This window comes from Microbacterium azadirachtae, from assembly GCF_025583665.1.
GTDB lineage: Bacteria > Actinomycetota > Actinomycetes > Actinomycetales > Microbacteriaceae > Microbacterium > Microbacterium azadirachtae.
Genome location: NZ_CP099706.1, coordinates 1,620,078 through 1,633,428 on the forward strand (window position 1 = coordinate 1,620,078; position 13,351 = coordinate 1,633,428).

Genomic DNA, 13,351 nt, shown 5'->3' on the forward strand with positions numbered 1-13,351 from the left:
TGCCGAGGCTCGTCGGCATGATAGCCCTCCGATCCGTCCGCCCAGGATGCGTCCCGATCAGAACGCGCGCAGGTTCGCCTGCAGGCCTCCGTCGGCGTACTCGCGGCGCAGGATCCCGCGGCGGCGCAGCACCGGTACGAGCTCGTCGAGCGTGCGGTGCAGGGTCACCGGGTGGAAGTCGCCCCACAGCAGCACGCCGTCGTTGCCCCACTCGCCCAGTTCTTCGATGAGATCCGCGAACTCCTCGGCGGTTCCGACGAATCCGCTTCGATCGGCGATGCGGCCGGCGCGCGCCAGCGCGGTGAGGTGGGCGCGCAGCGGCGCGTCCTCGCCCCGGTCGCCGATCAGCCGCTGGATGCTGCCCCGCGAGACGTGCGGGCCGAAGACCGCGGGATCGAGCGGCCGGTCGAGGTCCAGCGCGGTGAGATCGGTCTCCAGGTCGCTCGACTGCTTGCGCGCGATCTGGACGAGGGCCGCGTCGTCGGGATGCGCCGAGGCGGCGACGACGCGGTCGGCCTCTTCGGCCGAGGACGTGATGACCGGCTGGATGGCGAACAGGATCTTGATGTCGGACGGACGACGACCTGCCGCGATCGCGGCATCGTGGATCTTGGCCCGGTAGGCGCGCACGGATTCCTCGTGCAGCGGCGCGAGGGCGAGCTGCACGTCGGAGTTCGCGCCCGCGAAGCCGAGCCCACGTCCGGAGCCGCCGGGGGAGACGATCGCCGGTTCGCCGTTCGGGAACGGGAGGGCGTTCAGCGGACCGTCGAACGCGAAGTACTGGCCGCGATGGCGCACCGCGTTCATCCGAGAGCCGTCGGCGTAGACGTCGGTGTCGCGATCGGCGACGAGCGCATCCGGCTCCCAGCTGCGCCAGAGCGCGCGGACGCCTGCGAGCCATTCCTCGGCCCGGTCGTACGCCTCATCGTGCCCGAGCTGCGCGGCGTCGGAGAAGTGACGCGCGCTGCCGGTGTCGGTCACGACGTTGAGGCCGAGCCGGTGACCGCTCAGGTGCTGAAGGGTCGCGAACTGGCGTGCGGCGGTGTACGGCAGGTACGCCGCCGGGTTGACGGTCGGGACGACGCCGAGGTGGGTCGTCGCCTGGAACAGATACGGCGCGAGCAGAAGCGGATCGTGCTTCGGCCCGCCGAAGGCGTGGCGCACCCGCAGATCGATGGTCTCGGCCGATCCGAGCGAGGGGGCGTCCTCGATGATGACGAGGTCGAACCCGGCCTGCTCGAGCGTGCGAGCAGCCTCCTGGTAGATCTCGGGCCGGGTCCAGTCGTAGTCCCAGTCCAGGGAGGGGTAGCCCCAGCCCTGCGGCCCGAAGCCGCGGGCCAGGAACCAGCCGAAGTGCTGCTGCGTGGTCATCGGACGACCTCCCGTGCCGGCTGCAGAACCTGGGCGAGATCCTCGATGAGATCGTCGATGTCCTCAATCCCGATCGACAGGCGCACCGTGCCGGGCCGGATGCCGAGGCGCTCGCGTTCCTCAGCCGTGCGGAGCACGTGGCTCGTGGACGCGGGGTGCAGCACGAGCGAGCGCACGTCGCCGATGTGCGTCATGTGGGTGAAGACCCGCACCCCCTCCACGAACGACTTCGCGGCAGGGAGTCCGCCGCGCAGGGTGACGGTGAAGACGGATCCGTACCCGCCGTGCAGGTAGCGGACCGCCGTGTCGTGGTCGGGGTGCGAGGGGAGGCCCACGTGGTCGACGCTCTCCACGGCGTCGTGCTCGGCGAGCCAGCGCGCCACCGCGAGGGCGTTGCGGGACTGCCGTTCCACGCGCAGTCCGAGGGTCTCTGCGCCCTGACCGATCAGGAACGCGTTCAGCGGCGACGGCGTGGCGCCGAACCGCGGCGCGACCGACGCCCTCGCGTAGGCGATCCGCGCGAGCCCTCCGTGCCGTGCGGCGACGCTGGGAGCGCCGCCCCGCCCGGGGAGCACGAGGTGCGCCGCGTTGTGACCGGCCTTCGCCGCGTCGAACCGGCCGTCGTCGACGATGACGCCGCCCAGCACCGATCCGTGACCGGCGAGGAACTTCGAGGCGGAGTGCACGACGATCGACGCCCCGCGCTCGAGCGGACGGAGCAGGTACGGAGTCGCGAGCGTGTTGTCGACGATCAGCGGGATCGCCGCGGCGTCCGCGACCGCCGCGATCGCGGACACGTCCAGCACGTCGTTGCGGGCGTTGGCGATCGACTCGGCGAACAGTGCGCGCGTGGAGGGACGGAGGGCGGATCTCCACGCCTCCGGATCCGCGATGTCGTCGACGAAGGTGGTCTCGATCCCGAGCCGTGCGAGGTTGTCGACGAGCAGGCCGCGGCTGCCTTCGTAGATGTGCTCAGAGGCCACGATGTGATCACCGGCGCCCGCGACCGAGAGCAGAGCGGTCGCGACGGCGGCCTGCCCGCTGGCCAGCAGCAGGGCGTCGGCGCCGCCTTCGAGCGCGGCCAGCTGCCGCTCCACCGCGCGCACCGTCGGGTTGCCGGTGCGGCTGTAGCCGAAGCCGTCTCCGCTCCCGAAGTGGTCCGCCGCGTGGTCGAAGTCCTCGAACTCGAATCCCGCGGTGAGGTAGACGGGCGTCGCGCGCGACGCCGCGGGCGCGTGATTCCGGGCGGCGTGCACCGCCGTGGTGGCGAAACGGGCGGTCTCGACGGACATGCGGCACCTCTCGAGCGGATCGTGGACGTTCAGCGTGCCACGGCGGGTCGCCGCGGCGGACGGCGGGGGTAATCCGGCGTCATCCGGACGCGGGATCCGGCGTCCCGCACGGGCCCAGGGTGGGTGGGAAACACCCACCCTGGCCGGGGGTAAACTCGTCCGCATGCAGGCGGTGCTTCTCCTTAGCGGCCGCGGCGAGACCTCGATCTAGGCCTCTCTCGCCGCGGTGTCTCGCGTGGGCCGCACCTTGACCCTCTGGAGAAGCAGCACATGAACGACGCAGCCCCCCGACCCCGCACCCTGGCCGAGAAGGTCTGGGACGACCACCTTGTGGTGAAGGGCGAGAACGGCGAACCCGATCTCATCTACATCGATCTGCACCTCGTGCACGAGGTCACCAGCCCGCAGGCGTTCGACGGTCTGCGCGCCGAGGGGAGGCCGCTGCGCCGGCTCGACCTGACCATCGCCACGGAGGATCACAACACTCCGACCCTCGCGATCGACAAGCCCATCGCCGACCTGACCAGCCGCACCCAGATCGAGACGTTGCGCCGCAACGCCGAGGAGTTCGGCGTGCGGCTGCATTCGCTGGGCGATGCGGAGCAGGGGATCGTGCATGTCGTCGGACCCCAGCTGGGACTGACGATGCCGGGCATCACGGTGGTGTGCGGCGATTCGCACACGTCCACGCACGGCGCGTTCGGCGCGATGGCCTTCGGGATCGGCACCAGCGAGGTCGAGCACGTCATGGCGACGCAGACCCTGCCGCTCAAGCCCTTCAAGACCATGGCGATCAACGTCGAGGGGACCCTGCGCCCCGGGGTCACGGCGAAGGACATCATCCTGGCCGTGATCGCCAAGATCGGCACCGGCGGCGGCCAGGGCTATGTGCTCGAGTACCGCGGCAGCGCGATCAGGGCCCTCAGCATGGAGGGCCGCATGACGATCTGCAACATGTCGATCGAGGCCGGCGCCCGCGCCGGCATGGTCGCCCCGGACGAGACGACGTTCGCGTACGTCCAGGGCAAGCCGCACGCGCCGCAGGGTCAGGACTGGGAGGATGCGGTCGCGTACTGGCGCACGCTCCCCACCGACGAGGGCGCGGTCTTCGACGCCGAGGTCTTCATCGACGCCGATGCTCTGGAGCCCTTCGTCACCTGGGGCACCAACCCCGGCCAGGGCAGCTCGCTGTCGTCGTCGGTGCCGGATCCGGCGGAGATCGCCGACCCGAACGAGCGCAGTGCCGCCGAGCGGGCCCTGGAGTACATGGACCTCACGCCCGGCACGCCCCTGAAGGACGTGAAGGTCGACGCCGTGTTCATGGGCTCGTGCACCAACAGCCGGATCGAGGATCTGCGCGCCTTCGCGTCGGTCATCAAGGGCAAGAAGAAGGCCGAGGGTGTGCGCGTCATGGTCGTTCCCGGCTCGGCCCGCGTACGTCTCGAGGCCGAGGCGGAGGGCCTGGACAAGGTCTTCACCGACTTCGGCGCGGAGTGGCGGTTCGCCGGCTGCTCGATGTGCCTGGGGATGAACCCCGACCAGCTCGCGCCGGGGGAGCGCTGCGCCTCGACCTCGAACCGCAACTTCGAGGGTCGGCAGGGCAAGGGAGGGCGCACCCACCTGGTGTCGCCGCTCGTCGCCGCGGCGACCGCCGTGCGCGGCACGCTCTCGAGTCCGAGCGACCTCGTCGAGAACGGGCAGGAGGCCTGATCATGGAGAAGTTCACCACGCACACCGGAGTCGCCGCTCCGCTCAAGCGCTCGAATGTCGACACCGACCAGATCATCCCTGCGGTGTTCCTCAAGCGCGTCACCAAGACCGGATTCGAGGACGCGCTCTTCCACGCCTGGCGGCAGGACCCCGACTTCGTGCTCAACCAGGCGCCGTTCCAGGGTGCGTCGGTGCTCGTCGCCGGCCCCGACTTCGGCACCGGATCCAGCCGTGAGCACGCCGTCTGGGCGCTGCGCGACTTCGGCTTCAAGGTGGTGCTGAGCCCGCGCTTCGCCGACATCTTCCGCGGCAATTCGGGCAAGCAGGGCCTGCTCGCGGCCACCGTCGACGAGGCCGACGTCGAGCGGATCTGGGCGCTGATCGACGAGGATCCCGGCCGCGAGATCACGGTCGACCTCGAGGCGCGCACCGCCACGATCGGCCCTTCGACACGCTCGGGACAGGCGACGGACCAGCCCGTCTTCCAGACCTCCATCGGGATCGACGATTACACTAGATGGCGGCTCCTCGAAGGGCTCGATGACATCGGGCTCACGCTGCGCAACGAAGACAAGATCGCGCAGTTCGAGGCCCGCCGCGAGTCGTGGCGGCCGCGTACGCTTCCTGTTCTCTGAACCGGACGCGGCCGTGAGCCCAGGGCAACCGCCCGGCGGCTCCGGCCGCGCCCGTTCCACAAGAAGAGGCCCTGAATGACGACACCGCTGCACGAGACCACGCTCGCTTCGAAGCCTTCGGGCGATGTCCTGGCAATCCGCGGCGGGCGTCCACTGCACGGCCGCGTGGACGTGAAGGGGGCGAAGAACCTCGCGACCAAGGCGATGGTCGCGACCCTTCTCGGTGAGACCGCGAGCACGCTCCGCGACGTCCCCGACCTCAGCGACGTCGCCGTGGTGCGCTCGCTGCTCGAGGTGCACGGCGTGCGGGTCACCGAGGGCGACGAGCCCGGCGCCCTGGTGTTCGACCCGAGCGACGTGGAGTCGGCGCACTTCGAGGAGATCGACGCGCACGCGGGGGCCTCCCGGATCCCGATCCTGTTCTGCGGCCCGCTGCTGCACCGCCTGGGCCAGGCGTTCATCCCCGACCTCGGCGGCTGCCGCATCGGCGACCGCCCCATCGACTTCCACCTCGACGCGCTGCGCAAGTTCGGCGCGGTCGTCGAGAAGCTGCCCAGCGGCATCCGCCTGTCGGCTCCGAACGGGCTGAAGGGCGCCAACATCCACCTCCCGTACCCGAGCGTGGGGGCGACCGAGCAGGTGCTCCTCACGGCGGTGCGCGCCCAGGGGCAGACCGAGTTGCGCAACGCGGCCATCGAGCCCGAGATCATGGATCTGATCGCCGTGCTGCAGAAGATGGGCGCGATCATCTCCTACGAGCCGAACCGCGTCATCCTCATCGAGGGCGTCTCCACGTTGCGCGGCTACGACCATCGTTCGATCTTCGACCGCAACGAGGCCGCCTCCTGGGCCTGCGCCGCGCTGGCGACCGACGGCGAGATCTTCGTCGGCGGTGCGAAGCAGCAGGAGATGCTGACGTTCCTCAACGTGTTCCGCAAGGCGGGCGGCTGGTTCGACGTGCGCGAGGACGGGATCCTGTTCCGCCGCGACGGCGAGCTCAAGCCGGTGATCGTCGAGACCGACGTGCACCCCGGCTTCATGACCGACTGGCAGCAGCCACTCGTGGTCGCCCTCACGCAGGCCCACGGGCGCTCGGTCGTGCACGAGACGGTCTACGAGAACCGGATGGGCTTCACCCAGGCTCTCGTGAAGATGGGGGCCGACATCGTCGTGCACCCGCACGGCCTGCAGGACGGTCCGCGTCGTGTGGCCCGTCGCGATCTGGAGCAGGCGGCCGTCATCACGGGCCCGACGCCGCTGCACGGCGCCGACATCGTGGTGCCGGACCTCCGCGGCGGCTACAGCCACGTCATCGCGGCGCTCACCGCGACCGGCGAGTCGAAGGTCTCCGGTGTCGACATCCTCAGCCGCGGCTACGAGAAGTTCCTCGACAAGCTCACCGCGCTGGGCGCCGACTTCGACGTGATCGGCTGAGGATGCGCGCGACCGCCGAGAAGACCCGCCCGAGCCTGTTCTGGTTCCTGGCGGTCTTCGTGGTGCCGTTCGTGTCGTTCCTGGCGAAGATCCGGTTCCGCGGGGGTGAGAAGCTGCCGCGCTCCGGCGCCTACGTGCTGGCACCCAACCACTACTCGGAGTTCGATCCGCTGATCGTCGCGGTCGCCGTGTGGCGGCTGGGTCGTGCGCCGCGCTTCATGGCCAAGGAGAGCCTGTTCCGGGTGCCGGTGCTGGGCTGGGCCCTGCGCGGCACCGGGATGATCCCGGTGGCACGCGCGACATCGGTCGCGGCGGCCAAGCAGACGATCGCCCAGTCCAAGGAGCTCGTCGAGCACGGCCGCGGCGTGATCGTGTACCCCGAGGGCACGCTCACGCGCGACCCCGACCTGTGGCCGATGCGCGGCAAGTCGGGCGCCGTGCGCCTCGCCCTCGCGGGGCGCATCCCGCTCATCCCGATGGCGCAGTGGGGCACCCAGAACATCATGGGCCGCTACCAGAAGGGCCTGAGCCTCTGGCCGCCGCGCAAGAGGATCGACGTCGTGATCGGCGATCCCGTCGACATCTCCGACCTGTACGACCGGGCGGGTGAGAACGCCGCGCTCGTCGAGGCCACCGACCGGCTCATGACGGCGATCACCGCGCTTCTCGAAGAGGTGCGCGGCGAGAAGGCGCCTGCGCAGCGGTGGAATCCCGCTGAGCACGGTCAGAAGGAGACGGGACGCCTTGACTCCTAGGAACGCGGCCCCGCGCACCGCCACGATTCCCCTCGGCCCCCGTGTCACCGTGATCGGCGCGGGCAGCTGGGGGACCACCTTCGGCAAGATCCTCGCCGACGGCGGCGCGCAGGTGACGATGTGGGCCCGACGGCAGGAGCTGGCGCACGAGATCGCGGAGGCGAAGCGCAATTCGCAATACCTCTCCGGGATCAACCTGCCGCGCACGATGACCGCCACGCACCACCTGGACGAGGCGATCCGCGGTGCCGAGCAGGTGTATCTGTCGGTGCCGAGCCAGACGCTGCGGGAGAACCTCAAGGCGCTGCGTCCGCTGCTGCAGAACTCGGACGTGCCCGTGGTCAGTCTGATGAAGGGCGTCGAGAAGCGCACCGGGCTGCGGATGAGCCAGGTCATCGAGCAGGAGCTCGGCTGCGATCCCGACCGGATCGCCGTCGCGAGCGGGCCCAACCTCGCGCTCGAGATCGCCCGCGAGCAGCCGACCGCCGCGGTCATCGCCTCCAACAGCCAGGAGACCGCAGACATCGTGGCGCGCACGGCGCGCAACCGCTACTTCCGCAGCTTCGTGAACACCGACGTGATCGGGACCGAGTTCGGCGGTGTGCTGAAGAATCTGATCGCCGTCGCCATCGGCATCGTCGACGGCGTCGGCTACGGAGAGAACACGAAGGCGTCGATCATTACCCGTGGTCTGGTCGAGATGACCGACTTCGCGGTGGCGAACGGCGCCCAGCCGGGCACCCTGCAGGGGCTCGCCGGGCTCGGCGACCTGATCGCGACGTGCCAGTCGCCGCTCAGTCGCAACAACACGGCCGGGCGTCTGCTCGGCCAGGGGTACAGCTTCCAGGACGTGGTCAAGCAGATGCAGCAGACGGCCGAGGGGCTCGCCTCCGTCGCGCCGATCCTGCAGCTGGCCCGTGCCGCCGGCGTGGAGATGCCGATCGTCGAGCAGGTCAAGATGGTGCTGGACGGCGCCATGGATCCGCGCGACATCGCCCCCCATCTGACCACCGACGACGACACCCCTCAGGGGGAAGGGACGGGCAATGGACAAGCAGACGGTGGTGGTGCTCTTCGGCGGGCGCTCCAGCGAGCATTCGATCAGCTCCGCCACGGCGGGAGGGGTGCTGCGCGCCCTTGACCGGGAGCGCTACGCCGTCATCCCCGTCGGGATCACCCGCGAGGGCGCGTTCGTGCTCGAGGACGACGAGCCGGACAAGTTCCCGCTCGACGCCGCGCATCTGCCCGAGGTGGTCGACAACGGCACGCGGATCCAGTGGCCGGAGCCGGGCGGCGTCCGCACGCTGCGCGTGACGCGCGCCGACGGCACGGGGGAGGACCTCGGCCCGATCGACGTGGTGCTGCCGCTGCTGCACGGCCCGCACGGCGAGGACGGCACGCTGCAGGGGTACTTCGACACCCTCGAGGTGCCGTACGCCGGCGGCGGCGTGCTGGACTCCGCGCTGTGCATGGACAAGCACTTCATGAAGATCGCCCTGCAGGCGGCCGGGATCGCGGTGGCGCCGTGGATCACGGTGCGGGCGCGCCAGTGGTCGCAGGACCCCGACGGCGTGCGGGCGGCGGTCGCCGAGCTCGGCCTGCCGCTGTTCGTCAAGCCTGCCCGTGCCGGCTCGAGCGTCGGCGTCTCCAAGGTCACGGATCCCGCCGAGCTCGACGAGGCCATGCGGATCGCCCTCGCCGAGGACGACAAGGTGCTCGTGGAGACGGGCGTGGTCGGGCGCGAGATCGAGGTCGCCATCCTCGAGGGCGCGGACGGCCCGCGGGCCTCGGTGCCGGGGGAGATCGTGCTGACCTCCCGCGGCTTCTACGACTTCGAGGGCAAGTATCTCGGCGGCGACGGGGTGGACGTGGTGTGCCCGGCCGAGCTCTCGGCCGAGGAGATCGCCGCGATCCAGGACGCGGGCGTCCGTGCGTTCGAGGCGGTGGACGGGCGCGGGCTCGCCCGCGTGGACATGTTCCTGCAGGCGGACGGCTCCCTCGTGGTGAACGAGCTGAACACGATGCCGGGGTTCACGCCGATCTCGATGTTCCCCAAGTGCTGGATCGCCTCCGGGCTCAGCTACCGCGACCTCATCACCGAGCTCATCGAGGCGGGCCTGCGCCGCTGACCCGACGCCTTGCGCGTTCGCCCGCGAAGGAGCATCCTGGCGCTCTGCGACACCGGCGCCGAGGGAGGATGCGGTGGACATCGTCACGCTGACAGCCTTCCTCGCGGTCGTCCGGCACGGCCATTTCGGCCACGCCGCGGCCGAGCTGGGCGTGTCGGTCTCCGCCGTGACCAAGCGGGTGCAGCGGCTGGAGACGGAGCTCGGGATCCCTCTCCTCGAGCGGGACTCCGGAGGTGTGCTGGGGCTCACCCCGGCCGGTCGCCGATTCCTGCAGTTCGCGCCGCGTGTGCTGGAAGCGGTGCAGACCGCTCAGCTCGCGGTGGCCGCGGAGCCCGCGGAGAGGCTCCGCGTGGCCGTCCCCGCCGGGGTGGACGCGGTGGCACCGCTCCTGCCCGCGGCGCTGGCCACCCTCGAGCTGGCCCTGTCCCACGCCCACCCCGGCGTCGGGGTCGTCCTCGCGCCGACCCTGTTCGACCGGCTCGATCCCGACCTCGTCGCGGGACGGGTGGATGCGGTGCTCACGTTCGGCGTCTCGGAGACCGAGGGCATCGTGTCGACGCGTCTCGGGGAGCTGCGGCGAGTCGGGCTGGTTCCCGCGGGGCACCCGTTCGCACGCCGGCGCAGTGTCCCGGTCGCCGAGTTCGCCCGGCAGCCGTTGCTGTACTCGCCCGAGCTGCCGGCGAGCTACATGGATCCGTTCGTCCTGGCCGATGTCCGGCGGCTCGCCGACGCCGTCCTGGTCCGGCTGCCGGCATCGCGCACCTCCGACGTCGCGAGTCAGCTGCTCACCGGACGGGGGATCACGGTCATCCCGGCGGCGCTGGCGGGAGCGCTGCCGCCGGCGCTGCGCCGGGTGGAGCTCGATGGCGTGCCCGCCTGCGGATACCAGATGCATCACCGTGCGGAGGATGTACGGCCCGAGCTCCTGGCGATGGTGCGGCTGTTCTCCGACTTCACGGAGACGATCACGCGTGCGGCGGAACCGGCTCGGCCCTGAGCGTTCCAGATCGCGAGGGGGACCGTTTCCCGCCAGGAAACGGTCCCCCTCGTGGCGGGCTCTCCTGGTAGACCGTGAGCGAGGCCCGGTGACGCGCGGTGCGGCGTCCCCGGGCGGGAAGGAGCGGCGATGTCGTCCTCGTTTCGGCAGGTCCTGCCGGCGATCGGGGCGGGCGCGATCGCCGGCCTGGCCTGGGCCGCGTCGATGCGCGGCATGATGGCGCAGCTGGCCGGCCCCGATTCGGAATTCCACTGGCTCGGCACCTTCGGGTTCATCCTGATCCCCGGGACGGCCATGGGAGCCCTCTTCGGGTGGGCGTTCGCCCGGCGGATCGCGGGCCGGCGGCGGGGCGCTGCATGGCTGGCCCTGGCGCCGTTCGCGATGGTCGCGGACCCCGCGACGCTGCCGCTGCTGGGCGCGTTCGTCGGAGCCGGGTTCCTGTTCTCCCCACGGAGCAGACGGTGGGTGCGGCTGCTGGCGGGCATCCCCTCGCTGATCCTGCTGATCGGGGTGCCGGTCGGCGCGGCCCTCGTCGTCGGTGTCGGGACGCCGCACGGCGCCTGGCTGGCGATCCAGCTCGGCAGCCTCGTCTGGATCCCGGCGCTCGCGGAGATCGCGTTGCAGAGGCCGTGGGGCGATACGTCGGCGGATCAGGAGCGTATCGACGCGACCGTGCACTCGGGCGCGGCCTGAGCCTCCGGCGTGGCCGTGCGACCGTGGGTCAGCCGGCCGGGCTCGGCGCGGGCGTGGTCTCGGCGCCGGGTCGCTCGGTGCACGCGTGGGTGGCCGGGATGGTCGCGATCGCCGCGGCCAGGCTCTTGTTGCCGATGACGTCGTTGGCGCTCACGCCCTTGTTCGGCTCGTCCGGCTTGCTGTTGATGTAGAGCTGCACGGCGGGCTTGCGGCCGTAGGTCGTCAGCGTCAGGTACGGGCTCTTCGAGTCGTCGACGAGCCAGTCGATCCCCTGCAGCGAGATGCACTGGAGGGTGCTGGTGGGCTCCGCCTCGGGCAGGCCGCACGTGAGCAGCACCACCGAGGGATCGCCCCACGCCGCCGTCGCCTGGGCGTCGGTCCAGCGCCGGTCGTGCCCATCGATCGACGGCACGTTCTTCAGGCGCACCGTGACGTCCGCGCAGCGCGGGTCGTTCGCGTCGTCCGCCGCATCGAGATGCACGGTCGAGCTGCATCCGGCCAGCAGTCCGGCCGCGAGCACGAGGACGGGGACGACGGCGAGACGACGGGGCATCCCTCCAGGCTACCGTTGACGTCATGGTGGATCTTTCAGCTCCAGGACCCGTCGGAGCCACGGACGTCGTGGGATCCGAGGATCCGACGGTCGGCGAGGTGAGTGAGGGGCGCGTGCTCCGGACGATCCTCGCGCGGACGCCGGAGGGCCGCGACGCGCTGCTCGGCCCCGGCGACGACGCCGCCGTGGTGGCAGCTCCCTCCGGATCCGTGGTCGCGACCACCGACACCCTGGTCGAGGGGCCGGACTTCCGGGCGGCCTGGTCGAGCGGCTACGACCTGGGCTGGAAGGCGGCGGCGGTCAACCTGGCCGACATCGCGGCGATGGGGGCCCGCCCCACGGCGCTGCTCGTCGCCCTCGCCGTGCCGAAGGACCGGCGGCTGTCGTTCGTCGCGGCGGTGGCCGACGGCCTCCGCGACGCCTGCGAGGCCCTCGCGCCCGGATGCGCGGTGGTGGGAGGCGACTTGACGGCGTCGGCGACGCTGATGATCGCCGTAACGGCCCTCGGCGACCTCGAGGGGCGGGCTGCGGTGACCCGCGCGGGCGCGCGCGTGGGAGAGGACGTCGCGATCGCGGGCGAGATGGGGCACGCGGCGCACGGGCTCTCCGTGCTGTTCGGACGCTTCCATCCCGCGGGGGCGGCGGTGGCGGTCGATCCCGCCGTGCTCGGCGAGGGCGAGGCGGATGCGATCGCGGCGCAGCTGCGGCCCGTGCCTCCGATCGGTCTCGGACCGGTCGCGGCACTGGCCGGCGCGACCGCGATGATGGACGTGTCCGACGGACTGGCACTGGATGCCGGGCGCATGGCGGACGCGTCCGGAGTGACGATCGCCCTCGAGCAGTCGGCCCTCGGCGCACACCCGCGGCGCGCGCTGGCAGGCGGCGAGGACCACGCGCTGCTGGCCACGTTCCCCGCGGGAGCGCTGCCGCCGGGATTCCGACGCATCGGATCGGTCGTGCCGCGGCAGGACGGGGCCGCGGTGCTGTACGACGGCGAACCGGTGGGCGCCCTCGGCTGGGATCCGTACCGTGACGCGGGCGCCGACGTCAGCGACTGAGCGGGACGGCCCGGGTGCGCACGGTCAGCGGGCCTCTGCGCAACACAGCCGCCTCACCGGGTGGACGGCTCCGCCCACCACAGCGCCGTGTCGCCGTAGGAGCGCTCGCGGATCAGCGAGAGGCCCGCGGCGCCCAGGTCCGGAGGGGTCGCCCGGCGTGCCCGCTCGATGACCACGACGGCGTCCGAGGAGAGCAGCGGCGCGACCGCGACGAGGTCGGCCGTCATGTCGGCGTCGGACAGGTCGTACGGCGGATCGGTGAACACCAGGTCGAAGGGGCCGGTCGCGCGAGTGAGGTAGGCATGCACGGCGCTCTCGACGACCGTCGGCTCCCGAGCGCCTGCATCGCTGTCCGTCGACGTCGCGAGGGCTTTCCGCACCGCGGCGACGTTGCGGCGGATCACGGCGGCGGCAGGACGTCCGCGCTCCACGAGCACGGCGCTGCGTGCGCCACGGCTGAGCGCTTCCAGGCCCAGCGCGCCGGATCCGGCGTACAGGTCGAGGACGCGCGCGTTGCCGATCGCGTCCATCGACTCGAGGGCGCCGAAGAGCGACTCGCGCACCCGATCGCTCGTCGGGCGCGTGCCCTGACCGGGGACGTCGAGCCGGGTCCCGCCCGCGGCGCCCGCGATGATTCTCGTCATCCGTTCACCCTATGCGCCGCGGAGGGCGGGGAAGGGAGCAGGATAGGAGCGTGCCCGAGAGCCTCGCCGATCTGACCCGT

The 13,351-nt window shown here is 71.5% G+C and carries 13 protein-coding genes; 9 read left to right on the top strand and 4 right to left on the bottom strand.

The features are described from left to right. Positions 1–57 precede the first annotated feature (57 nt). Together NFX31_RS07645 and NFX31_RS07650 are read right to left on the bottom strand one after the other, a co-directional pair. On the bottom strand, positions 58–1,371 hold the full coding sequence (locus NFX31_RS07645; RefSeq protein WP_045252221.1) for an LLM class flavin-dependent oxidoreductase: 1,314 nt from the start codon (positions 1,369–1,371) through the stop codon (positions 58–60). Then, complete coding sequence (locus NFX31_RS07650; protein WP_045252220.1) at positions 1,368–2,663, bottom strand: O-acetylhomoserine aminocarboxypropyltransferase/cysteine synthase family protein; 1,296 nt, start codon at positions 2,661–2,663, stop codon at positions 1,368–1,370. Before NFX31_RS07650 ends, NFX31_RS07645 begins: the two co-directional genes overlap by 4 nt. Before the next feature lie 270 nt (positions 2,664–2,933). Between NFX31_RS07650 and leuC the strand changes: the two genes are divergently transcribed. The 8 genes from leuC (at position 2,934) to NFX31_RS07690 (ending at position 11,016) form a co-directional block, all read left to right on the top strand. Next, on the top strand, positions 2,934–4,373 hold the full coding sequence (gene leuC / locus NFX31_RS07655; protein ID WP_045252219.1) for a 3-isopropylmalate dehydratase large subunit: 1,440 nt from the start codon (positions 2,934–2,936) through the stop codon (positions 4,371–4,373). A 2-nt stretch (positions 4,374–4,375) separates the two neighbouring features. Further along, entirely contained in the window at positions 4,376–5,008 is a 633-nt protein-coding gene (leuD, locus tag NFX31_RS07660; protein WP_045252218.1) for a 3-isopropylmalate dehydratase small subunit, read from the top strand. A 75-nt stretch (positions 5,009–5,083) separates the two neighbouring features. Then, complete coding sequence (murA, locus tag NFX31_RS07665; protein ID WP_045252217.1) at positions 5,084–6,442, top strand: UDP-N-acetylglucosamine 1-carboxyvinyltransferase; 1,359 nt, start codon at positions 5,084–5,086, stop codon at positions 6,440–6,442. Positions 6,443–6,444: 2 nt separating this feature from the next. Then, entirely contained in the window at positions 6,445–7,197 is a 753-nt protein-coding gene (locus NFX31_RS07670) for a lysophospholipid acyltransferase family protein (RefSeq protein ID WP_045252216.1), read from the top strand. Next, positions 7,187–8,338, top strand: a complete 1,152-nt coding sequence (locus tag NFX31_RS07675) for an NAD(P)H-dependent glycerol-3-phosphate dehydrogenase (protein WP_045252215.1) — start codon at positions 7,187–7,189, stop codon at positions 8,336–8,338. The genes NFX31_RS07670 and NFX31_RS07675 overlap by 11 nt, the downstream gene beginning before the upstream one ends. Then, positions 8,244–9,326: a D-alanine--D-alanine ligase family protein gene (locus tag NFX31_RS07680; RefSeq protein WP_262957110.1), complete on the top strand. Its 1,083-nt coding sequence runs from the start codon at positions 8,244–8,246 to the stop codon at positions 9,324–9,326. Before NFX31_RS07675 ends, NFX31_RS07680 begins: the two co-directional genes overlap by 95 nt. A gap of 73 nt (positions 9,327–9,399) precedes the next feature. Beyond that, positions 9,400–10,323 (top strand): LysR family transcriptional regulator, encoded by a 924-nt coding sequence (locus tag NFX31_RS07685; protein WP_262957111.1) that lies wholly within the window; start codon positions 9,400–9,402, stop codon positions 10,321–10,323. A 129-nt stretch (positions 10,324–10,452) separates the two neighbouring features. After that, positions 10,453–11,016, top strand: coding sequence for a hypothetical protein (locus NFX31_RS07690; protein WP_091476028.1), 564 nt, complete (start codon positions 10,453–10,455; stop codon positions 11,014–11,016). A gap of 28 nt (positions 11,017–11,044) precedes the next feature. On the opposite strand, the gene NFX31_RS07695 is transcribed toward NFX31_RS07690, so the two are convergent. Next, entirely contained in the window at positions 11,045–11,569 is a 525-nt protein-coding gene (locus tag NFX31_RS07695) for a DUF3515 domain-containing protein (RefSeq protein WP_175491160.1), read from the bottom strand. 23 nt (positions 11,570–11,592) lie between these two features. Here NFX31_RS07695 and thiL point away from each other — a divergent pair, with 23 nt between their 5' ends. Continuing rightward, complete coding sequence (gene thiL, locus NFX31_RS07700) at positions 11,593–12,627, top strand: thiamine-phosphate kinase (RefSeq protein WP_045252211.1); 1,035 nt, start codon at positions 11,593–11,595, stop codon at positions 12,625–12,627. A 53-nt stretch (positions 12,628–12,680) separates the two neighbouring features. On the opposite strand, the gene rsmD is transcribed toward thiL, so the two are convergent. Then, a complete protein-coding gene (rsmD, locus tag NFX31_RS07705; RefSeq protein WP_045252210.1) occupies positions 12,681–13,271 on the bottom strand; it encodes a 16S rRNA (guanine(966)-N(2))-methyltransferase RsmD in 591 nt (196 codons plus the stop codon). Positions 13,272–13,351 lie beyond the last annotated feature (80 nt).

Excerpts from the sequence above, each read along its gene's own strand:
- NFX31_RS07645 (WP_045252221.1), bottom strand. The coding sequence starts at position 1,371 with ATGACCACGCAGCAGCACTTCGGCTGGTTCCTGGCCCGCGGCTTCGGG.
- NFX31_RS07650 (WP_045252220.1), bottom strand. The coding sequence starts at position 2,663 with ATGTCCGTCGAGACCGCCCGTTTCGCCACCACGGCGGTGCACGCCGCC.
- leuC (WP_045252219.1), top strand. The coding sequence starts at position 2,934 with ATGAACGACGCAGCCCCCCGACCCCGCACCCTGGCCGAGAAGGTCTGG.
- leuD (WP_045252218.1), top strand. The coding sequence starts at position 4,376 with ATGGAGAAGTTCACCACGCACACCGGAGTCGCCGCTCCGCTCAAGCGC.
- murA (WP_045252217.1), top strand. The coding sequence starts at position 5,084 with ATGACGACACCGCTGCACGAGACCACGCTCGCTTCGAAGCCTTCGGGC.
- NFX31_RS07670 (WP_045252216.1), top strand. The coding sequence starts at position 6,445 with ATGCGCGCGACCGCCGAGAAGACCCGCCCGAGCCTGTTCTGGTTCCTG.
- NFX31_RS07680 (WP_262957110.1), top strand. The coding sequence starts at position 8,244 with ATGGACAAGCAGACGGTGGTGGTGCTCTTCGGCGGGCGCTCCAGCGAG.
- NFX31_RS07690 (WP_091476028.1), top strand. The coding sequence starts at position 10,453 with ATGTCGTCCTCGTTTCGGCAGGTCCTGCCGGCGATCGGGGCGGGCGCG.
- NFX31_RS07695 (WP_175491160.1), bottom strand. The coding sequence starts at position 11,569 with ATGCCCCGTCGTCTCGCCGTCGTCCCCGTCCTCGTGCTCGCGGCCGGA.
- thiL (WP_045252211.1), top strand. The coding sequence starts at position 11,593 with ATGGTGGATCTTTCAGCTCCAGGACCCGTCGGAGCCACGGACGTCGTG.
- rsmD (WP_045252210.1), bottom strand. The coding sequence starts at position 13,271 with ATGACGAGAATCATCGCGGGCGCCGCGGGCGGGACCCGGCTCGACGTC.